Genomic DNA, 21,802 nt, shown 5'->3' on the forward strand with positions numbered 1-21,802 from the left:
CGATAGCTATCTATCAGATCGGGATGAAGACCATTCTATGAAGATCTGTCTATAATGCTGGAGGATCATTAAAAGAGATTAATAAGATTACAAAGTCGCTGGCTGAGCCATCGGCTGATCTAAAACTTTTCTGATTTCGTTTTCTATTTCGAGCGTAATCTCATTTGCTGGTTTTACTCCTGGTTCTATCGGTTTTAACACTGTCCATTTTAAAGCATTTCCTGTCGCTAATGGAAACATGCCAAATCGTACAATTTTCCATGAATTTTCTATTGCCACAGGAACGATCAACGCATTGGGTACCACTTTTAACAGGGTAGCGATACCGCCAAATTGAAATGTTTTCAATTTCCCGTCTTTTGCCCGCGTGCCCTCAGGGAAAATAACAGTGCTCCAGTTATGTTCTTTCATTCTACGGCCAAGTTTGATGATTTCAGAAATGGCCTGCTTGTTATCTTTCCGGTTGATGTTTGCCCCGCCTCCCAAACGAAGATTAATAGATATGGATGGAATACCTTTAGTAAGCTCAATTTTAGAAATGAATTTTGCACTGTATCTTCTTAAGAACCAAATTAGCGAGGGGATATCGTACATACTTTGGTGATTTGCTGCAAAAATAATGGGCCTATCGGTTGGCAGATCATATTCGTTTTGAAAACTGATCGAATTGAAAAGGAAAAGTTGACAATAGGTAAGGAAAAAATTAAGAATATCAACCGAAACCTTATGTGCCTTATAGCCAAAAAGTTTATAACAAAGCCATTGTATTGGATGAAAGACACAAAGGCTTAATCCAAATAAAATATAAAATATAGGGCTTAAAATATATCCGAAAAGCTTGCTCATCTCGTTGATTAATGGATGGCAAAGATAATAATAAATTATTCTGGTTAACTGTCGCCGTTACAATTCCCCATTCAGCATCATGAGCTTTGCCTTTAAAATTGCGGCTACGCTCATCGAATCAGTGATTTTTCCAGCCAAAACCATTTGATAGGCTTCTTCAAAGGGCAATTTTTTTACAACCAGTTGCTCTGTTTCTTCAGGCATGGCAATACCTTCAATAAGATCGGTAGCAATATAGATAATGCTTAATTCGTCGCTTACCGAGTTGGAAAGGTGCATTCTTTGAATCTCTTTCCATTCTCTTGCACTTATGCCCGTTTCTTCCAGTAATTCTCTCCTTGCACTTTCCAAAGGCGCTTCATGGAACGGTCCGCCACCTTCCGGAATCTCCCAACTGTAGGCGTTTAACGGATACCGGTATTGACCAACCAGCCAGGTATTATAGTTTTCATCTAACGGAAGAATGCCTATGGCCAGGTTCTTAAAATGAACGGTGCCGTAAATCCCTTCCCCGCCAGATGGATTAATCACCTGGTGTTCGGTTAGGCGGATCCAGTTGTTGTCGTATTTTACCTCGCTCTTTAGCGTTTTCCAGGGGTTGATTTCTTCCATGCCTGCAAGATAAGCAATCGTCCTATTTTTTTTGTGGGTTTCTACCATATCAAAAAAAAGCTTAGAAATGATTTCTAAGCTCTTTGGTTATTAAAATGACCCTTCATCAGGACGGTTATCCTGCTCCTCTTTTTTCTTTTTATTTGTGCCGGTAAAGGTGGTTTTTCCAAAACGGTAAGAGAAAGTTAAATTTCCCATTGTACCCTGAAACTGTCGCTCAAAATCAACAATTGTTGCGCGATCTTCAGTAGTCATGCTCCATCTTCTGGTATTAAATATATCCCTAACATTGAAACTTAAAGATGCTTTTTTATTAGGGAAATCATATTTGGCTCCCCCGTCAATTCCATACATGGCGTTACGCTTTCCCTGTGCCATCACTTCTGCAGCCCTGTAGTCGCCGCGTACCTGTAATGATAAATTTTTAACAACCGTTAAATTTCCGGTTACGTTGGCGTTCCAGCTAAAGCCACTGCTTGAAGGGATGTCAAACCGAGCGTCGCCGGCAAATTTTGCCTGGTACAAGTTTACGTTCGTGGTAAAATTTAAAGCCTTGATCAGGTCAAAACGGCCGATTAATTCCAATCCGCTGTTAATCTGGTTTGATAAGTTTTGAGGCGTTGAGGTAATAATTCCATTAACGGGTGTACTTCTTACGCGCTGGATTACATCATTGGTTTGGCGGAAATACAAGCTTGAAGTCAAGGTAACTTTTTTCCAGTATTTGCTATAGCCCAACTCAAATGAGTGTACATCTTCCGGTAATAAATTCGGGTTACCACCTCTGTAATTTAATGGATCGGAAACATCTAAAAATGGATTGGTATCCCATGGACGTGGACGGTTTACCCGACGGGTGTAACTCAACTGAAGCTGGTTATCGCCCTTTAGTTTCTGTGTTAAAAATATGCTCGGGTATATTCTTTTATAATGGATATTTCCTTCGGCAGTGGTTAATGTATTGTTGGTATAGCCTTCCAGATGTGTATCTAAACGTGCATCTTCGCCTCTTAAACCTATCTGGTAGCCAAAATCTTTAATTTGGTTCTGGTAATTGAAATACAGGGCATGCACCTGATCTTTGCTGTCAAAACCATTGATCAATTTGTTGTTTCTAATGTAAATGCTGCTATTGGTTAGGATCGAATCGGCATATTGATCATTTTCACCTAAACGAATCTGGCTGCGGTAACCCACTTCAATTTTACCCGCTTTACCTACAGGCAATGCGTAATCAGTCTGGATGTTATAATTGGTGTTGTTACCGGTATTAAATACACGCTGTAAACTCAGGGTTTCATCAATAGGCACACCATTACGATTGGTAGTATTGGTACTGTAATACTGATCGTTATTGTTGGTACCGTGCGAATAGCCGAAATTAAATGTCAGTTCTTCCTTTGGTTTTTTAAATTTCTGTACGAAATCTAAATTTGCGTCATAACTTGATCCAAAACCATCGGTATTGTTCGTTCTGTTGCTAAGTAGAACCGGTGAACTGTTTTTATTTAATTGTCTGATGTCGAGGAATTCGTTACGCTCATTATCTCTTGAGTTAAAGCCACCGGATAAGCTGATTACACTTTTAGGTGCGATGTAATAATCAATACCTGCTTTGGCATTATGTCCTTTATCCAATGATTTGGAAACGGTGTTTTGACTGGCAAATCTGGTATTTAATGAATCAGATTTATAGGTAATATCCTGAAAACCACCTCCAACGCGATTGCCATAACGGTAACCATAGTTTCCATAAATATTGACTTTGCTGTTCTGGAAACTTAAGTTGGTATTGGCATTATAATTATCACGATTACCTGCAGTTAAGGCAACTGAACCATTAAAGCCCAGTTTGGTGTTTTTCTTAAGTACGATATTGATAATGCCAGATTGGCCTTCGGCATCGTATTTTGCTGATGGATTGGTAATAACCTCAACGCTTTCAATTGAACTGGCGGGGATGGATTGCAAAATCTGCGCTACGTTGCCGCCAGCAATTAAAGATGGTTTTCCATCAATTAATACTTTAACACCTGACGAACCTCGCAAACTCACATTGCCATCCATATCGGTAGAAACAGATGGTACATTCTGTAATAAATCGCCTGCAGAACCGCCTTCGCTGATTACGCTCTGATCTACCGCGAAAATCTTTTTATCGATTCCCATTTGCATACCTGATTTTTGGCCGGTTACGGTAATTTCGCTTAATACATTGCCTTTTGCAGTATTCATTTTAATATCGCCAAAATTTAAGGTACCTGAGCCTGCCGTTATTTTGACATTATCCCTCACCATGGTTTGGTAACCCACAAAGCTAATTTTAAATGTAAAGGTTCCGGTAGGAATATCAGTCATTACAAAAGCGCCGTTTACATCGGTTTGAGCTATTTTTGCATTTTTGGCCGTAGCTTTATCAATTAAAACTGCTGTAGCAAACGGAATGGTTTCCTGGGTTTTTGCATCTTTAAGTACTCCGGTAATTTTTGCCTTTCCGCTTGTTTGTGCGAAAAGATTAAATGATAAGCTTAAAAGTAAAAGGGTAATCTGTATAGTTCTGGATTGTAAAAGTCTCATTAAAAATAAAATTTCGTATGTTTTTATAAAGGGAGACAAAGTAACGGCAACTTAGTTTAATAAATGGGCCGTAACTATTTTATTACAGCCATTTTATAGTAATATTTTTGTGGGTAATATGAAGTTTTGCAGTTAACCGTACGCAATTACCGCTTTTATAAAACTATAAATGAATATTTCAATTGAACGATCTTCAAAATGTTACTTTTGTTCATCATATTGAGCATAGACTAAAAAATGAAAAAAATATTAATTGTTGATGATCTGCATCCTGCCTTTAAAGAGCAGGCCGTTGCGATGGGTTATCAGGTAGATGATGAACCACAGATTACCCGACAACAAACACTGGAAAAGATAAAGGATTATTCTGGCATTGCCGTACGTACAAAATTTAGAATTGATGCCGAGATTTTTGCTGCTGCCACCAATTTAAAGTTTGTAGCCAGGGCAGGGGCTGGTTTGGATAATATTGATGATAAAATAGCTTTTAAAAGAAATATCCAACTGATTAATGCACCTGAAGGTAATTGTGACGCGGTAGGTGAGCATGCTACAGGTTTACTCTTATCGCTGATGAACAATTTCCGCAGGGCGGATATCGAAATCAGGAATGGTGTCTGGGATCGGGAAGGAAACCGGGGTTACGAGTTGAAAGGCAAAAAAGTCGGGATTATAGGTTACGGTTTTATGGGACAAAGCTTCGCTAAAAAACTGACCGGTTTTGAGGTTGATGTGATGGCTTATGATAAGTACAAAACCGGCTTTTCTGATGCGTTTGCCCGTGAGGTGAGCATGGAAGAAATTGTGAAATATAGCGATGTGCTAAGCCTGCACATTCCTTTAACAACAGAAACCAGACAAATGGTTGATGACGAATATTTCTTTCATTTTAAAAAGCCCATCTTTTTTATCAATACCGCCAGAGGGGAAATTGTGAATACCACTGCCGTACTGAATGCAATTAAAAACGGGAAGATTTTAGGTGCGGGATTGGATGTGCTGCAAACAGAAAAATTCCCGGCTTTGGGCGAACAGCCGTGGTATGATGAATTAAAGCATAATACTCAGGTTATTTTAACGCCACATGTGGGTGGCTGGACGTTTGATTCTTACCGTAAAATTTCGGAAGTTTTGGCAAAGAAGTTAGAAGGACTTAATTTTTAGCTGGCTATTGCAGCTTCCCGAAAAATTAAAAGTTAATGACAACGACATTATATCCTTCGGTAAGCCTATGTTAACTAAACCTGATAGAACGAAAAGCCCGGATCCCGATTTTCATTGGGAAAGGACTTGTAGAGATAGCAGGACTTTGGGAACCGAAGCACAACCGAACCCTGCTTTTCAAATAATCATAATCTTATAAACGATCTGGCACATTTAAGCGATAAGATTAACATTTAGCAGATTGTAAAACCTGAAAGGCGTTAAAAAAGTTAATTTTATTTTCTTAAATTGGCTATATAATCTAACCCGTTTTATTATGCCGAAAGATCATCTATATTCAACCACTGTTACCTGGACGGGCAACAAAGGATCAGGTACAATGGATTACCGTTCGTACGACAGAGATTATGTAATTTCAGTAAAAGGTAAAGCCGATATTGCCGGTTCGTCTGATTCTGTTTTTTTGGGCGACAAATCTAAATATAATCCTGAAGATCTGTTATTGGCCTCTATATCAAGCTGCCACATGCTCTGGTATTTACACTTATGCTCCAAAAATGGAATAGTGGTTATTGATTATAAAGATGAAGCAGTAGGAACCATGGAAGAATCGGCTGATGGAAGCGGCCGTTTTAAAGAAGTTATCCTGCATCCTCAAATCTTAATTGCTGATCAGGCGACTTATGAACTGGCAGAATCGCTACACAAAGAAGCCAATAAAATGTGTTTCATAGCCAATTCTTTAAATTTTCCGGTTAAACATCAGCCGGTTATCAGTTATTAGTTTGCAGTTTTCCATTAATAGTTTTCAGTTGGTGCTTTCGTAGCTACCAACTGAAAACTGCAAACTCTCAACTATTTTACTGACCAAACATTATCCTTTGGTGTGGCATCCATAAAGATTCCATTATCCAATGCAATCAATTTTACTTTTTTAGCCGTATTCAGCGTGATGTTCAGCTCTTTTTGATTGGCTTTCCAAACTGACGGACTTTTGTGCATGGTTTCAGTTTTTCCATCAGTATAGGTAACCACTACATCAAATGGAATAGCAAATCCGCCCACATTTTTAACCGTTAAGGTTGATTTTTCTTTTGCCGGCGTTACTTTGCTAATGGCTAAATCGAGGTAGTTATTTGTGAAAAACCAATTCTGGAAAAACCAGTTTAGGTTCTGCCCTGAACCTGCATTCATGGAATTGAAATAATCCCATGGAATAGGATGTTTGCCGTTCCAGTTGCTCATATAGGTGTGCAGTGCTTTTTTAAATAAATCATCTCCCAGCATATCTTTAAGTGCCAGATAAGATAATGAAGCTTTCCCGTAAGAGTTGTTCCCATAACCTGCGCCCGAAACCTGATCAGACATCGAAATAATGGGTTGGTCTTCTTCTGCCGATTTATCATTAATATAGTTGTTCACCCTAAATTTCCTGTAAAAGTCGTCAGCAGCCTGTTTGCCATGCTCGGCAATGCCGATTAAATATTCGAATGTGGTAGCCCATCCTTCATCCATATAGGCATAACGGGTTTCGTTAATGCCCATGTAAAAAGGGAAGTAAGTGTGGGCAACTTCATGGTCCTGAACCAATTGTGCAAATACGGGGTCGCCAAATTGAGAATCGTTTACCATCATTGGATATTCCATGTCTGCAAAACCTTGAAAAGCAATGGTTTTTGCATAAGGGTAGGGGATGCCTGGCCAATTGTTTGAGAACCAATCTAAAGCATTAAGATTGTACTTCACCGAGTTGATAAAATCTGTTCCTGTAGTTGGGTTGTAAGCAGCCTGGGCACTTGCACGGCGGTTGTTTTTTTTATCTACAATTACACTTGCACCATCCCAAACATAGTGGTTGCTCAAGGCAAAAGTAACATCGGTAATGTGGTTTACCGCAAACTTCCAGGTATTCCAGTCTTTTTGCTGTGTTACTTTACCATCTTTCATTTCCTGCTCGGTGGCGATATGGATCACTTCATCACCATTATATGATTTTTTTAAACGTGCAGAAATCTCCGGTTGTAAAACTTCATCAGGGTTGAGGAAATCGCCGGTTGCATACACCACATAGTTTTTAGGGGCTTTGACCGTGAATTCGTAATCATTAAAGTCATTGTAGAATTCAGCCCTATCGGTATGTGGAATGCGGTCCCAGCCATTATAATCATCATATACCGATATACGCGGGTAGCTGTAAGCCACAAAAAATGAGTTGGGATCAATCTGTCCCTCGCGTCCGCTTTCTTTTGATAAGGGGTAATCCCACTCTATTTTAACCGTGATTTTTGATTTTGGCAATAAAGGGTTTTTTAACGTAACATTCCCAACCGTTCCCCAGTTTTTGCTGTCCACCTTATATTTCTGACCATCTACCCAAAAGGCCTTGATATTTAAACCTGTACTCAAAAAATCTTCGGCTACTGAACCACTTCTTGGTGAAGTGGGTTTATGCAGGTTATTTACAAAGCGTATGGCCAGGTTTTTTAAGGTGTCTGAACTGTTGTTGCTGTATAAAATTTCTTCTTTACCACTAACTACTTTGGTTTCGGCATCTACCTGGATATCCATATTGTATTTGCCATGATTTTGCCAATAATTTGGTCCGGGTTTCCCGTTCATGGCACGTGTACCTTTAGCATAGGCTGCTTTAATATTCCGGGGCATGTAAAGTTCCTGTGCAGAAACTGTATAGCCACCCAGGCAAACGAGCAGGGCAATAGAAAATAACTTTTTCATTTTTAAGAATAATTTAAGCTAAATTAAAATTAATGATTGAATTTTGAATACCTGTGCGATCGAATGTGATGTAAATGATTGATTAATCTCGCGATGAAACAGTTTGGCGTAAAAAAAAGATGGTGAAAGCTAAAATTCCGTTAAATCTTAATCTTTTATTTGCTTTTGTAATTTCCACATTTTATCTTCGTTATAATTGAAGCAAGACTATGTAGCAAACCAACTATATAGTCTTGTTTGTTTTTTATAGCGTTTGAACAAAATTAATAGAGCAATGACAGAGGTAACCTACTACACCCAAGAAGGGTTAGATAAATTAAAAGAGGAAGTTCATTATTTAACTACCACCGGTCGTCAGCTAATATCTAAAGCAATTGCAGAAGCAAGGGATAAAGGTGATTTATCGGAGAATGCAGAATACGATGCCGCTAAAGAAGCGCAGGGGCTGCATGAAGCTAAAATAGCTAAATTACAGAATACATTGGCAAATGCACGTTTGATCGATGAGTCGCGTTTGGACTTATCAAAAGTACTGGCATTATCTATTGTAAAAATAAAAAATGTTAAAAATGGGGCAACCATGACCTATCAATTGGTAGCAGAGAGTGAGGCCGATTTAAAAACCGGGAAGATTTCGGTGAAATCGCCCATCGCACAGGGCTTATTGGGAAAATCGGTAGGAGAACTTGCTGAAATCGAAGTGCCTGCAGGCAAAATGCAGTTTGAAGTTTTAGAAATATCAAGATAAGTTAGAAGGCGGAGGGTTTAAGGCTTAAGGTCTACACTCCGCTCTAAAAACCTTACACCTTCCACCCTTTAACCTTCCACCTCATGACTATCTTCTCTAAAATCGTTGCAGGCGAAATTCCTGCTCATGTTGTTGCTGAAACTGTAGAATATTTAGCATTTTTAGATGTTTCGCCATTAACTGCTGGCCATGTGCTGGTTATTCCAAAAATCGAAGTAGACTACCTCTTCGATATGGATGAAGACTTGTATGTTGGCTTGTGGATGTTTGCTAAAATTGTGGCAAAAGGTGTAAAAATAGCTTTTCCATGCAAAAAAGTAGGCGTTTCGGTCATCGGATTGGAAGTGCCGCATGCACATATTCATTTAATCCCGATGAATAATGTAAGCGATATGAATTTCAGCAAAGAAAAGTTAAAGCCATGCAATGAGGAATTGGCTGAAGCAGCCGAAAAAATTAAACAAGCCTTACTAGAGGTATAAAAGGCCGGCTGTAAAAACACAGCCGACCATTCTATTTGCCCAACCCCAAATATTTTATTGTGCCGGAGCAACCGTGGTTGTGGTTGAAACATAAGGCCAAACTGATCCCGGAGCTGCCGATCCCGGGACAGTAATTCCTTTATTATCGCCTCTTTTTGTATCGGATGCAAAATAATACAATGGCCATCCTTTGTAGGTAAGTTGTTTTTTATTCACGCTGGCTACTGTGATTACACCCAGGTCTGTTTTTGCCATTACAGATGGAACATTCTGTATTTCAGAAGTGTAAACCGGCCAGATTCCTTCTTGTGTTGTGCCTTTTGTATAAGTATTTAATCCATTTTTATCGGGAGCAAAGGCGTAAAGTGTTCTGCCAAATGCATCAGTGAGGTATTTGGTGAGTCCGGTTCCCTCCACATAAGTACTGGTATAGGTTTTGGTATCAGCCCCTACCAGTTGTGCATTGGCCAACATCAACGAATAATCAGGTTTTGCCACAAACCAGATCCCGCCAACGCCGTCGCCTTTAGTGTCTCCTTTAGCAGCATCGCCGGAAAAATAATAAAGTGGGTAACCACGGTAAGTACTTTGTTTACGCCCATCAGTACGGGTAACCTCGCCTACTTCTGCCTTATTCAGGTTTAAATCTGTACTGGCATCGGCACTGTAATAAAGTGGCCAGTTGGTTTCACAACCATTTGTACAAGTCGGTACCCCTGCGGCATCATTAGCAAAAAAATATAAGGTTTTACCGTCTTTATCTGTTAATACAGTGCCGAATTTGGCATCGCTTGCCAATTGAATTCCTTTATTGTTTGGCGGAGTTGTTGGCTCATCGGAATTGCTTTTTTTGCAGGCAGTAAATACTACAGCTATACAAAGTACAGCCATTAGATTTCTTTTTAAGTAGATTAGCATAAGATTTTGTTTTAAGTTTTAACTTTAATAAAAATTGATATGCTTCCATTACGCCCACAGGTTTTAAATGGTTGCTTCCATAACGAAGGTTTTTAAGCCAAAATGAATAATAACAGATATTTTAAAAAAAGATTGATTTTGAAGCAACCTTTCGTTGTTCCTGATCGTAATGTGTTTCGAAAGGAGAATTGTGACCGCTAAGCGCGACAAAGAAGATATTCTTATACAAAAGTATATTCAAGGCTGCATTAGAAATGAAAGAGATAGTCAGAAAGCGCTATATCAACATTTCTACAGCTTTGCTATGGGTATCTGTTTGCGTTATGCAAATGATCGGTTAGATGCTGCGGGAATTTTGAACGATGGTTTTTTTAAAGCGTTTAAGAACATTGCCAAATATGAACCTACCAAAGCTTTTTTGCCCTGGCTTGGGCGCATTTTAACCAATACTGCTATCGATTACTATCGTGCCAATCTTAAATTTGCAGATCATGTGGATGTTACCGATCATGAATATGTAGCGGAGATAAGTTCTATATATGATAAGCTGGCTTATCAGGATTTATTGGCGCTGGTGCAAGAACTAAGTCCAGGCTATCGTACCGTATTTAACCTCTTTGCTATAGATGGCTATACGCATGAAGAAATTGCCGAAATGTTAGGAATATCGGTAGGTACATCAAAATCTAACCTGTTTAAGGCAAGGCAAAAACTACAGGAAATGTTAAAAGCTACGGAGACGAACCCTTACCAGGTGAGAAGTTCGGAGGTAGACAGGAACCTTTTACAGATAAGGTTAAATACAAATATGCAATGAAAGAGGGAAAAGATATAGATAAATTATTTAAGGATGGATTGGAAAATCCCGACCTTCCTTTTAATGATTTAGATTGGGATAATCTGGAGGAAAGGTTGCATCCATCACCAAAAAGGAGAACAGTACCGATAATATGGCTAACTGCCGTAGCCGGGATAGTGGCCATGTTGCTGGTGGTGTATTTGTTGGTTAAACCCGATGCTGATCAGTTCAAAAACAGACAGGTTAAAACCAAGATAGAAAAGAACGATAATACTGGTAAGCCTTTAAATGATAAAGAAGAGCTTGTTAAAAAGACAGCAGATGAAAATAGTTCTTCCGGAAATGGACAAGGAAGTTTATTGGCTGGCCATCATGATACAGAAAAAGCCACCAATGCGCAAAACGGCGCTGAAACACGGTCCACTTCACTAAAAGCTATGGAAACCGGCGGTGATAACAGTAACCAATTAGTTGATGTAATTTATAAACCGAAAATAAGTACTGAGCGCGAACCAATAGTATTTGAAAAACAAAACCTGGTGTTTGAGCCTGCTCAGGGTAGGGTGGCAAAAATTCAAGATCCTGTTTTTAAGAAGAAACCGCGATTGATATTAAGTATTCTGGCTGCGCCCGATTTAACCAGCGTACAAAAATCAGGGCAAAGTAGCCTAAGTGGAGGTTTGGGCATAGAAGCGACCGTTATCCTAACAAAAAAACTGAGTGTTACTACAGGGGCATCTTACGCAAAGAAAATTTACGATTCGGATTTTAGTTTATACAAGCCCAACACAAACTATGTATTCGGCATAAAACCATCAAACATCCATGCCAATTGTGACGTGTTGGATATCCCGATCAATTTAAATTACAAAGTTTTTGATAATCGCCGTAATTCTATTTCTTTAAGTACAGGTTTATCGAGTTATTTAATGTTAAAAGAAAAATATAGCTTTTCCTACAACGGCACTTATCAGGGGCCGCAAAATTTCGAAGTAAAAAATGCGAACCAGCATTATTTAGGTATAGCCAATGTTGGTATAGAGTTTCAGCACAAAATCAATCATAATTTAAGCATTAGCGCTAAACCTTTTATGAAAATTCCGTTAACCGATATAGGTTATGGCAATAGCAGGTTATCGTCGACAGGCGTGGCTATTTCTGTAAATATGAATCTGTTTAGGAGGAATTAGTGTTTAATATTGCGGATGGGATCTGGTAAAGGCACAAAATCGGTTTCTCCAGGTACAGGTTTAAAGGTTTGTTCCAGCCATTTTATTTTTGCTTTTTCAATTAATTCCCTATCAGAGGCTACAAAGTTCCAGTAAATAAAACGTTCTTCAGGAAAAGGTTCACCTCCGAAAATGTAAACCGTGGTATTTGCGTGCATGGTAAATTCACACAGTCTGGCATCGTTGGCAATTAGAATCTGGCGGGGTTCGAAAATATGTCCGTCACTTTCTATTGCGCCTTCTAAAATATAAAGGGCACTTTCGCCGAAAAGATAGTCGCCAATATTCACTTTCTGGCGGTTAGCACTCTTTAACTCTAAAAAATATAAAGGGCTGTATACGGGTACTGGAGATTTATAACCAAACGCCTCCCCGGCAATCAATTTAAAATGGACGCCATCTTGGGTCCAGCCCGGAATATCTGCCTCTTCCACGTGGAAAAATTCGGGTTCCATCTGTTCTAAAGCTTTTGGCAAAGCCACCCAGATCTGCAGGCCATGAAGCATTTTATCCGTATGCCTAAGGTATTGAGGGGTTCTTTCTGAATGTACAATACCACTTCCGGAAGTCATCCAGTTTACCTGCCCAGGCTTAATTACAATATCCGACCCTAAACTGTCTTTGTGCGTAATCTCGCCTTCAAACAAGAAAGTTAGGGTAGATAAACCAATATGCGGATGGGGTGGAACATCAAGGTTTTCATGATCGCTCATTGCAGCAGGCCCCATATGATCAATAAATGAAAATGGCCCAACCATACGTTTTTCACGGAAAGGGAGGAGTCTGCCAACCATGAAATTGCCAATATTTGCAGGTCTTTCTTCGATAATAAGTTTAATGTTCGACATGGGACAATCAATTTTTTGATGACGTGAATTTATGGAAAAAGACTGGGATTTAAATTGGAATTCTATTCGTCACGTCATTTCGAGTGAAGTATAACGGAATCGAGAACCCGATGGCTCAGCGAAGCTAAATCTATAAAAACGGCATTTAGTGATGTGTATTCTCGAAAGAATTGAAATAAAGATTGTATACGTGTCAGATGTAAACATCTGACCTCACAGAAAAATTAATTGAGGTGACAAAGTTTGGTCGTTTAATTTTATTTGGAAAGCAGTAACAGAAGCTTTTAGGCTATTGTATTCCCGCTCCCGCTTCTGCTCCCGATGAAACCTGTGAAACAAGCAAGCACCACACCATATAACAACAAAAATAAGTGCTTAAATCGGGAGCATCCCGCTTTGATCGGGTTTAGATGGCTACGGCATTGCTACTATCGGAGGTGAAATAAACCCAGCCGACAGCGTTATCCCGAATTTTCAGTCGGATTAAGCAAAGGGCGGGGCTGGAGTAACCGAAGTATTTCAGGTATTGCTTTCATAATTATCCAAAAAGATTTCGTGCCTTCAGTGTTTCCGTGGCAGAAAATTTTTATTTGCAGTTAGATGTTACCATTTGACTGGCTAAAAATGGTATTCAGAAATTAGAAAGAGAGCAACTCCACAATTAATATTTGAGAGGTGTGTCAGATGGTGACATCTGACACCACCAGAAACAAAAAAAGCATCCCTTTCGAGATGCTTTTAAACTTAAAGAGAAAATATAGTTTTTATACCAGTTGCATCAAAGCTTCTTTGCTGAAGCCTTTCAATTCATCCAAGCGGTTATGTTTAATCTTTTCAACCCAGTTAGGATCTGCTAACAACGGACGTCCAACTGCTACTAAATCAAAATCGCCACGGTCCATTCTGCGCACCAATTCATCTAACGAGCTAGGCTGCGAACTTTGTCCCGCAAAAGCACCAAAAAAATCACCATCTAAACCAACTGAACCTACTGAAATGGTGGCCTTACCAGTTACTTTTTTCGCCCATCCGGCAAAATTCAGGTCAGAACCTTCAAACTCCGGTTCCCAGAAACGGCGTTGCGAACAATGGAAAATATCAATTCCGGCTTCTGCGAGCGGGGTTAACCATTCTTCCATTTCCTGCTCGTTGTTAGCCAATTTAAAATCGTAAGTAGCGGGTTTAAATTGCGATAAACGGATAATCAAAGCGAAATCTTCGCCAACCCTTTTACGTACTTCCTTAATTACTTCAACGGCAAAACGGGTACGCTCTGCTAAGGTTTTTCCTCCATAAATGTCGGTTCGGTTATTGGTAGCATCCCAAAAAAACTGATCAATCAGATATTGGTGTGCACCATGTATTTCAACCGTATCAAAGCCTAAGTCCTTGGCGTCAGCTGCGGCCTGACCAAAAGCAGCAATGGTATCGGCAATAGCCGCATCCGTCATCGGTACACCATTTTCAAAACCTGGTTTGTTAAAACCTGAAGGTCCTTCAAAAGGTGCATCGGGCAACCACCCTGATGCATGGTTTTCCATAATTCCCTGGTGCCAAATTTGCGGACCCATTTGCCCGCCGGCCTGGTGAACTTCATTAATCACCTTTTGCCATCCTGCTAAAGCTTCTGTACCATAAAAATGTGGAATGTTTGGATCCGCAGAAGAAGATGGGCGGTTAATTACCGTTCCTTCAGACAAAATTAAACCTACTTCTCCGGCCGCTCTTTTTGCATAATAAGTAGCAACCTCAGGTGTTGGCACTCCGCCCGGAGAGAATGATCTCGTCATAGGTGCCATTACAATTCTATTTTTGATATTCAAAGTTTTAAGGCTGAATGGCCTGAATAAACTATCTGTATTCATATATTTTTAAATTATATTTCGGTATTAATGATATCGCTTAATTTTTTTAAGCCTTCTTTATTGCGTTTGTAATAAGTCCATTGGCCCAGTCGTGTAGAACTGATTAAATCAGCACGCTGTAAGATGGACAGGTATTCTGAAATGGTGCTTTGCGACAGGCCGCTTTTCATCTGGATCTGACCAACACAAACACCAACATTTTCAAAATCAGCATTTGGCTGTTCCGGAAAATGTAACTCCGGCGCTTTTAACCAGGTTAAAATCTGTAAACGTGTTTTATTGGAAAGGGCTTTAAATATTTCTACTTGATCCATGTTGCAAATGTATATCGACTTTTTCCGATATGCCAATTAAACGGATAAAATTTACAATTGGATGGGAAAGATAGGAAGGAGGAAAATAGAATTTAGTTATCATGAATTTTCAACTTGAGTCGATTAATAATGTGGCTTTTAGCACAATTCTCCAGGTATTTTAGTATTAGTGCCGTTACCCTGAATTCATTTCCGGGTCTTATTGCAGGAAAGATGCTGAAATCAATTTACTGCGTGGCTTTCCGCTAAGCTACAGGTCAATATGATGACCTGCTTAATGAAGGTGCACTAAAAACAAATATGTATCACATAATAGGCGCAGGCGGGAATCGTAATGCAACATATAGACCTACATCGGCATATTAAGATTCCCAATCAAGTTGGGAATGGCGTATCGAGAGAATGCTCGTTGGAGTTGAAAAAACTGAGTTGGAATGGCTGAGATCAGGGCTTCTATGCTAACGTTGCTAAGATTAACCTGGGCGAGAAAAAATTAAAAAAAACGGGGATAAATCATACCGACCTATCCCCGTCATCTAAATTAACGCTCTCAGATATATAAACAACCAAAAAGGTGATTTATTGTATATGATGTAAAATATTTTTTATTTTTTTGTTGCAGGCTTTTTTGCTGCTGCTTTTGTTTTCTTTTCTGCTACGACAGTTTCTTCTGTAACCTCAGCTTTTTTCTTTGCAGGCGCATTAGCTTTTTTAACTTCTACCGTTAGGCCTTCAGTTGCTTCTGCTTTCTTCTTAGTCGGAGTTTTTGCTTTTTTTAATTCAGTTTCAGGTGCCTCAGCAACAGGTTCTTTTTTAGCCTCTACTGCTTCAGAGGTATGATCTTGTTTCAGATAGTTAGCAAGGACCTGTCTTAAATACACCTCTGGTTTAGGCATGTTGATGATGGTTCCCGGTTCTTTATCCTGAGATTGCTTAATATAAGCTGATTTAATTTTTCCCCAGTCTTTAGAGTAGAGTTTAATAAACATTTCTACAAATTGTTCGTCTGTATATTTTTTAGGCAACCTACCTAGCACTGCCTGGATTTTTTCTTCTTTTTTATGTAATACCGCCATGGATTTTATTTTGTACAAAGATAGTTGAATTTTATCATTATCTTTTTTACTCGTTCAGGCCGATAGGTGGAGATAGTTGTTCATGTTGACATTTAAAGGGAAACCATTGTTTCCGCAGTGTTATGTTCGTTTTTCCTGTTCTTAACCAGCCTTTCGCGATGTTTTAAGCCCCATTCTCTTAGCTCATTAATTACCCTGTCAAGCGATTCGCTATAGGGGGTAAGCTCGTAAGTTACGGTAACGGGGGTGGTGGAAAATACTTTTCGAACCAGAAACTCATTTAACTCGAGGTCTTTGAGTTCCTTCGATAATATTTTGGGCGTAATTTCTCCAAGCGATTTCTGGATTTCATTAAATCGCTTAGGGCCATCTTGTAAAGCGATAATTAACGGAAACTTCCACTTCCCATTTAGTACATATAGGGCATCTTTTACCGCATTTAAACTTGCCGTACAGGTTTCTTTGTTGCGGTGTTGTTTTCCTGTTTCCATCATGCAAATTTACAAGCTTTAATTAAGGATATCGCTATCTTTTTGGATATAAGTATCGTTTGGATAGTTTTAGGTGGCTGTCATGAGAATAGTATCACCAAACGTTATTTTTTCCAGCCTTTTTGCATTTTTTTGTAGGCTTTTTTGCTGATTTTCGATTTCTTTTTTGATCTCGACTTGCCTTTTTTCTTTCGGGCATTAATGTTGTTCACCAACGAGTTTTTAACGCCTAATTTATTCTTTTTTTTACCTTTCTTTTTATCCTTTTTCTTTTTGCTTTTTTTCTTCTCTTTTGCCATGATGTAGATTATTTATTCAACCTAACACCAAATTGCAGAAAATGTTCCTGTAAAAGTAGTCTAAAGAGGGGAGATGGTTAGCTAATACAGGATTTGAAATTATGTATAGCGAATTTTAATTAAAATTTTTAAAATGAAATTAGTTCCTATCAAGTAATTTTACCCAGCTGCAAACTGGATTTGTCGCGCCTGAAACAAAAAAGCACCAACCCGGAAAGATTGATGCTTTTAAATGCTATTTATTAAACTTTTTTAGGTGGAAGATCAAATGCAATGGCTTCATGCTCAAAATGGCCCTTATGGGCGCCATCGCAAAAAGGCTTGTTTTTAGATAAACCACAACGGCAGATTGAAACAACTTCTCTGCCCTGCAGGCCATAAGCATTCCCATTTTTATCTACTATCTCGAAATCGCCCTCTATTTTAACGGAGCCGTTATTGTTAATGGTAAGTTTTGTTTTTGACATGTATGTGCTAGTTTGGCACAAAACTACAGCATAGAAATGTTAGTTTTTAAGTAGTTTTCTATTTAGAAACATTCTCTTATTGGCTTATGCTTCTTTCCTGATCACGTAGGCCATCATATCTGTTCTGATTTCAAAACCCAGTTTCCAGTAAAGTTTAATAGCGCCATCATTGTCATTTCTAACATGCAAAAAGGGTATTTCAGCACGGAGTAATATCCTTTTGATCTGTTCCTGTAAAATTTTATAGGCATAACCTTTTCCTAAGTGATCAGGATGCGTACAAACGGCACTCACTTCCCGATAGGGGCTTGGAAAAAACCGGTGTCCGGCCATGGCAGCCAGTTTTCCTTCTGTAAAAATGCCGGTGTAATTGCTCAGCTCAATGGTTCTGGCCAAAAACGGGCCCGGTTTGGTCAGCTCTACCAGATTGATCATTTCTGTAACATGTTGCAGGTCGAGATCTGTTATTCTGGTTGCACCTGTTTTTGGCATTTCTTTGCTACGAAAAACAAATTGAAACATATTAATCTGGTTCAACAATTTCCATTTTCCGGGTATTTCAACCGGAGTTGTAGAAAAAAATACGAAAAGACTTTCCGGCCGGCTGATTTGATAGAGGGTATTTAAATTATTCTGAGAATTATCCTTTAAGCCGGCAAAAGCTGTGATATCTTCGACATAATATTTAACCTCATCAGTGCCTTTTGAGATATGGCTATGCCCGGATGTTAGGGCATAATAAATCGGATTATCCAATACATGTTCCATGCCGCAAAGATATCAAAAGCTTGGGTTAGGCAGCGGTAAATTTCACGGTAATGGGCAGGACGCAATTTTGATGTCACAAAAAATACCCGCGGTTTTTAATCGCGGGTATTGAAACATGCTGTTAATATGAAGCTAAGTTTATTGATTTGATTCCGATCTGACCAGTTTCCATAGTGACTCTACAGGTACTGTATTTTTCACTACCATTTGTACACTAGGGTTCATTTCGCTATGGGTAAACATTTTGGTATTGGATACTGTACCGATCACATTTCCATAGCTATCCATTACCGGACCGCCGCTGGATCCTGTTGCATAATCTGCAGAAACAGCCATCATTTCGCGGAAAATTTTTTTGTCATGTTCACCTGCTTCTTCCATATATTTGTTGGTTACAATACCTCTGCTAAAAAAGTAATGCATCCCTTTCGGGTGACCTAACACATATACTTCATCTCCTACCTTGCCAGCTTGTGCTAAGGGTAAGGCAGGAATTTTTTCCCCGTTAGTGACCAACTCAAGTACCGCGAGGTCGTTCGTTTTTGAACAGGCCAGTATGCTTTTTACGGCGTATATCTTTCCATCAGCCATTCTAACGGTAAGTCCTAAAGGCTTATTTCCATCACTAATATTGGCGTACAGCGCGGCTACATGATAGTTTGTTACTACAATGCCTTTAGGGTCTATTACGTATCCGGAAGATTCACTGATATGAGAATTGCTACATCTCGGACAGAGATAGGCAATACCAACGGTTACTGTTGCAGGTTTTGCGTACTCGTAGATTTCGTTTCCAGTTTTCCCATTTTTGTTAAGTTTCACCAAATTAAGGGAAATAGCATTTATATTTTCAGCCAGTTGGGTTTGTGCTTGGGTAGCGGTAATGGTCTTCACATTAAGAAACAAAGAATCTAATGCTTTTTGATAAGCGTTCAAAATTTTTGCATCATCGGTAAAGGTTTGCGCGTGGGTTGCACCCACAACAAGTAGAAATATACCTGTTGTGATAATTAGGCCTTTTTTTAACATTTTTTTTGCTAACATCTTCTTTCGATTTTAAGCCTCTTCGCTATTTGCCTGCCGCGTTCATCACCTGTTCAGCTTTATACTGATAGTCTTTAGCCTCTTTCTCATAAATCTTCGCTACCCCACTAAAATATTCTTTGATTGCGGTTTTTTGCGCGGCGTTGGCTTTATCTATTTTCTTCATTAAAATGCCGTCCAAAATTCCTTTGAATACATCTGTATTTGGAATAAGCGCAATGTGGCGTTTATAATAGGCAATTAAGCCGTCCAAATCCTGATTGGCTACATAAAGGGCAATTCGGCACATGTGTGATTCAGGCTTGTCTTGAGGTAATTTCAGCAACGCCACGGTGTAGGCTATCTCTTCCACTTCTTTAGGCGTGTAAAAGATATTGTACCTGGCGCCCGTTTCGCTGGCAATTTGATACATGTCTTTACGGACCTTATCAAAGATAATCCTGTTCGTGACTTCCGTACCCCAGGAAGCATCGATATTGGATTTCTCTAACATCAGTTTCCTGAAGAAAGGACTGCCAAACTTGGTTATGCCAAAAGCCAGCTCAAGATAATCTTTGCTGAAACGTTCAAAATCCTGTGCCTTATCGAATAGTTCTTCCAGTACTGTTGATGGATCTTTAGAACTTTGATATAGCGCCAAGGCGTAAGGAAATCCGGTTTGCATATTTTTGCTTTCCTCATAAGCAGCTTTTAAACCAGCTAACGAGTTTTTAGGATCCAGTGCACTTTTTACTTTTTCTATAAATTCATCAGCTGTTGCTTTACCCACCACCCGATTGATTTCCTGTCCTTGAGTATTTAAAATCAAAAAGGTAGGATAAGCTGTTACGTTATATTTTTTTGCAAGTTCTTTTCCTTCACCTTTTTCCATATCAAATTTTACTGATACAAATTTTGGGTTGAAATAATCTCCCGCAACTTTTTTAGGGAATTCGTATGAAGCCATCTCTATACAGGGTATGCACCAGGTTGTATAACAATCTACCAGGATGAGTTTTGGCTCTGCCGGATTAGCTGCTTTGCCCAAAGCCTCAGTCATGGTTATTTTTTCAAAATTTATTCCCTGAGCAATTGAGGATTTCCAGCCTAATGTGCTTAGGCAAATGATGGTAAGAATAATTAGTTTTCTCATTTGGATGCGATTTTTTCTCCTTTAAGTGTGGCCTCGATTAGCGCTTTTAATTTAGCGTCAGTAGGGCGTGGAGCGTTAATGTCTACTGTTTTACCGTGTTTATCAAACAAAATGAACCTGGGTATTTCTTTTATTTCATAATCACTAACTACTGGTCCTTTGTTATTGGTAAATAAGTGTAAACCAGATAATTTTTCCTCTTCCACCATTTTCTGCCATTTAGCTTTATCGGTATCAATAGATAAGCTAATGAAAACAATATCTTTACCTGCAAATGATTTTTCAAGCTCTTCGAGTGCTGGTTGTTCTTTCAAACATGGTGCGCACCAGGTAGCCCAAACATCAATAAATACTACCTTGCCTAAGTTATCTGATAATTTGTGCATTTTGCCGGACGCGTCAGGATAAGAAAAATCGATCCAGTCTCCGCCAGGTTGTTGCAGGCGGCCTCTTTTCAATAGAACTTTTATCTTTTCACGCTGCTCCTTGGTTTGCATAAACTGCTCGTTTCGCTCCAGGTATTGAACGTAGTTCATCGTTGCACCTCTTTCTGCCTGTGCCAGGATAAACTTAGCTTTAAGTTCTTTGTTTGAAATTTCCGGTATCAGAAAATCTGCAGCCATACCTTGTTTCGCGTTGTAGATAATGTGCTTTACGAAGGCGAAGTTAAGCATGTAAGGATAGCCCATCGGCAGGGTCCAGATATTCGCATCTGTCCATTTCTCATCATTATAAAATTTCACTAAGCTTTCCGGATATTCATTTTCCTTTCCGATATTCAAACCAGAAGCAGTAGGAATAAGCACATCATACTTATAACTGTAAGTTAAAAAATATTTAGCTTGCTTATCAAAAGCAGCATTTCCGGTATTGATATTTTTGATAAATTGCTCAACAGGCTTAGTTAGCGAATCGACAATTTTAAGATAGCCATCAGAAGGCAGGCGATAATTATCTTTAGTATAGCCATAAGTTCTCAAAGGTTTTACCATTTTGTAGTAATCAGCAAACACCTGATTTTCTTTGTTTACTTTGCCCGAATAAATGATTTGGCCATCACCGGCATCTACAGTAAGTTCGTCACCTGGCTTCAGGTAAACCGCATATTGTTCGTCAAACAGACCCACATATCGAATGGTGTTCAAGTCTTCTTTTTTTACTTCTGCCCGGAAAACCTGTTCCTGGCGACTCTTAATCATTGGCATAATGACCTCAAGATCTCCATCATTAGCTTTGGAAAAAAAAACTTCGCCCGCTTCTCTGCCATTTGGCATGAGCTTATGAAATTTTCCTTTAATAACTGCAGTTTGTGACCACGACGAGGCAGCTAGGGCTAACATCGCAGAAAAAATTAGTGTTTTTTTCATTATAGTTTTGTAATTGTTTA

22 protein-coding genes are annotated in these 21,802 nt (G+C 39.1%); 6 read left to right on the plus strand and 16 right to left on the minus strand.

Going from position 1 to position 21,802, the window contains the following annotated elements; translation table 11 throughout:
• Positions 1-87 precede the first annotated feature (87 nt).
• The 3 genes from ACIQXP_RS12970 to ACIQXP_RS12980 form a co-directional block, all read right to left on the minus strand.
• A complete protein-coding gene (locus tag ACIQXP_RS12970) occupies positions 88-846 on the minus strand; it encodes a lysophospholipid acyltransferase family protein (protein WP_387505598.1) in 759 nt (252 codons plus the stop codon).
• Between the two features lie 57 nt (positions 847-903).
• Positions 904-1,458: an NUDIX domain-containing protein gene (locus ACIQXP_RS12975; protein ID WP_387505600.1), complete on the minus strand. Its 555-nt coding sequence runs from the start codon at positions 1,456-1,458 to the stop codon at positions 904-906.
• Between the two features lie 90 nt (positions 1,459-1,548).
• On the minus strand, positions 1,549-4,035 hold the full coding sequence (locus ACIQXP_RS12980; RefSeq protein WP_387505602.1) for a TonB-dependent receptor: 2,487 nt from the start codon (positions 4,033-4,035) through the stop codon (positions 1,549-1,551).
• 237 nt (positions 4,036-4,272) lie between these two features.
• Here ACIQXP_RS12980 and ACIQXP_RS12985 point away from each other — a divergent pair, with 237 nt between their 5' ends.
• Together ACIQXP_RS12985 and ACIQXP_RS12990 are read left to right on the plus strand one after the other, a co-directional pair.
• Positions 4,273-5,199, plus strand: a complete 927-nt coding sequence (locus ACIQXP_RS12985) for an NAD(P)-dependent oxidoreductase (protein ID WP_387505604.1) — start codon at positions 4,273-4,275, stop codon at positions 5,197-5,199.
• 316 nt (positions 5,200-5,515) lie between these two features.
• Positions 5,516-5,983: an OsmC family protein gene (locus ACIQXP_RS12990; protein ID WP_387505606.1), complete on the plus strand. Its 468-nt coding sequence runs from the start codon at positions 5,516-5,518 to the stop codon at positions 5,981-5,983.
• 71 nt (positions 5,984-6,054) lie between these two features.
• On the opposite strand, the gene ACIQXP_RS12995 is transcribed toward ACIQXP_RS12990, so the two are convergent.
• Entirely contained in the window at positions 6,055-7,935 is a 1,881-nt protein-coding gene (locus ACIQXP_RS12995) for a M1 family metallopeptidase (protein WP_387505608.1), read from the minus strand.
• Positions 7,936-8,209: 274 nt separating this feature from the next.
• On the opposite strand from ACIQXP_RS12995, the gene greA reads away from it, so the two are divergent.
• Positions 8,210-8,683 (plus strand): transcription elongation factor GreA, encoded by a 474-nt coding sequence (gene greA / locus ACIQXP_RS13000; protein ID WP_090984552.1) that lies wholly within the window; start codon positions 8,210-8,212, stop codon positions 8,681-8,683.
• Between the two features lie 83 nt (positions 8,684-8,766).
• On the plus strand, positions 8,767-9,165 hold the full coding sequence (locus tag ACIQXP_RS13005; RefSeq protein ID WP_387505610.1) for an HIT family protein: 399 nt from the start codon (positions 8,767-8,769) through the stop codon (positions 9,163-9,165).
• 54 nt (positions 9,166-9,219) lie between these two features.
• Here ACIQXP_RS13005 and ACIQXP_RS13010 read toward each other — a convergent pair whose 3' ends face one another.
• The gene (locus ACIQXP_RS13010; RefSeq protein ID WP_400453762.1) at positions 9,220-10,056 is read right to left on the minus strand and encodes a hypothetical protein; all 837 of its coding nucleotides are present in this window, start codon (positions 10,054-10,056) and stop codon (positions 9,220-9,222) included.
• A gap of 196 nt (positions 10,057-10,252) precedes the next feature.
• Between ACIQXP_RS13010 and ACIQXP_RS13015 the strand changes: the two genes are divergently transcribed.
• Positions 10,253-10,900: an RNA polymerase sigma factor gene (locus ACIQXP_RS13015; protein ID WP_387505614.1), complete on the plus strand. Its 648-nt coding sequence runs from the start codon at positions 10,253-10,255 to the stop codon at positions 10,898-10,900.
• Positions 10,897-12,072: a hypothetical protein gene (locus ACIQXP_RS13020; protein ID WP_387505616.1), complete on the plus strand. Its 1,176-nt coding sequence runs from the start codon at positions 10,897-10,899 to the stop codon at positions 12,070-12,072. The genes ACIQXP_RS13015 and ACIQXP_RS13020 overlap by 4 nt, the downstream gene beginning before the upstream one ends.
• Here the strand turns inward: ACIQXP_RS13020 and ACIQXP_RS13025 are convergent.
• The 11 genes from ACIQXP_RS13025 to ACIQXP_RS13075 all read right to left on the minus strand — a co-directional run bounded on the left by ACIQXP_RS13025 (position 12,069) and on the right by ACIQXP_RS13075 (position 21,782).
• Positions 12,069-12,959, minus strand: a complete 891-nt coding sequence (locus tag ACIQXP_RS13025; RefSeq protein WP_387505618.1) for a pirin family protein — start codon at positions 12,957-12,959, stop codon at positions 12,069-12,071. The genes ACIQXP_RS13020 and ACIQXP_RS13025 overlap by 4 nt on opposite strands.
• A gap of 764 nt (positions 12,960-13,723) precedes the next feature.
• Positions 13,724-14,824, minus strand: coding sequence for an NADH:flavin oxidoreductase (locus ACIQXP_RS13030; RefSeq protein WP_387505620.1), 1,101 nt, complete (start codon positions 14,822-14,824; stop codon positions 13,724-13,726).
• Between the two features lie 11 nt (positions 14,825-14,835).
• Positions 14,836-15,138 (minus strand): ArsR/SmtB family transcription factor, encoded by a 303-nt coding sequence (locus ACIQXP_RS13035; RefSeq protein ID WP_090984537.1) that lies wholly within the window; start codon positions 15,136-15,138, stop codon positions 14,836-14,838.
• 605 nt (positions 15,139-15,743) lie between these two features.
• A complete protein-coding gene (locus ACIQXP_RS13040) occupies positions 15,744-16,214 on the minus strand; it encodes a hypothetical protein (protein WP_387505622.1) in 471 nt (156 codons plus the stop codon).
• A 92-nt stretch (positions 16,215-16,306) separates the two neighbouring features.
• Positions 16,307-16,708: a winged helix-turn-helix transcriptional regulator gene (locus ACIQXP_RS13045; protein ID WP_293742818.1), complete on the minus strand. Its 402-nt coding sequence runs from the start codon at positions 16,706-16,708 to the stop codon at positions 16,307-16,309.
• Between the two features lie 101 nt (positions 16,709-16,809).
• Positions 16,810-17,004: a hypothetical protein gene (locus ACIQXP_RS13050; protein WP_090984532.1), complete on the minus strand. Its 195-nt coding sequence runs from the start codon at positions 17,002-17,004 to the stop codon at positions 16,810-16,812.
• Between the two features lie 242 nt (positions 17,005-17,246).
• Complete coding sequence (locus ACIQXP_RS13055) at positions 17,247-17,471, minus strand: CDGSH iron-sulfur domain-containing protein (RefSeq protein ID WP_090984530.1); 225 nt, start codon at positions 17,469-17,471, stop codon at positions 17,247-17,249.
• Positions 17,472-17,555: 84 nt separating this feature from the next.
• Positions 17,556-18,239 carry a GNAT family N-acetyltransferase gene (locus ACIQXP_RS13060; protein WP_387505625.1) on the minus strand — a complete coding sequence of 228 codons (684 nt, stop codon included), beginning with the start codon at positions 18,237-18,239 and terminating at the stop codon, positions 17,556-17,558.
• A gap of 138 nt (positions 18,240-18,377) precedes the next feature.
• Complete coding sequence (locus ACIQXP_RS13065; RefSeq protein WP_293742820.1) at positions 18,378-19,283, minus strand: S1 family peptidase; 906 nt, start codon at positions 19,281-19,283, stop codon at positions 18,378-18,380.
• Positions 19,284-19,308: 25 nt separating this feature from the next.
• Positions 19,309-20,415, minus strand: a complete 1,107-nt coding sequence (locus tag ACIQXP_RS13070; RefSeq protein ID WP_293742821.1) for a thioredoxin family protein — start codon at positions 20,413-20,415, stop codon at positions 19,309-19,311.
• Entirely contained in the window at positions 20,412-21,782 is a 1,371-nt protein-coding gene (locus tag ACIQXP_RS13075; protein ID WP_293742822.1) for a TlpA family protein disulfide reductase, read from the minus strand. Before ACIQXP_RS13075 ends, ACIQXP_RS13070 begins: the two co-directional genes overlap by 4 nt.
• Positions 21,783-21,802: the final 20 nt, after the last annotated feature.

It is taken from the genome of Pedobacter suwonensis (genome assembly GCF_044762335.1).
GTDB lineage: Bacteria > Bacteroidota > Bacteroidia > Sphingobacteriales > Sphingobacteriaceae > Pedobacter.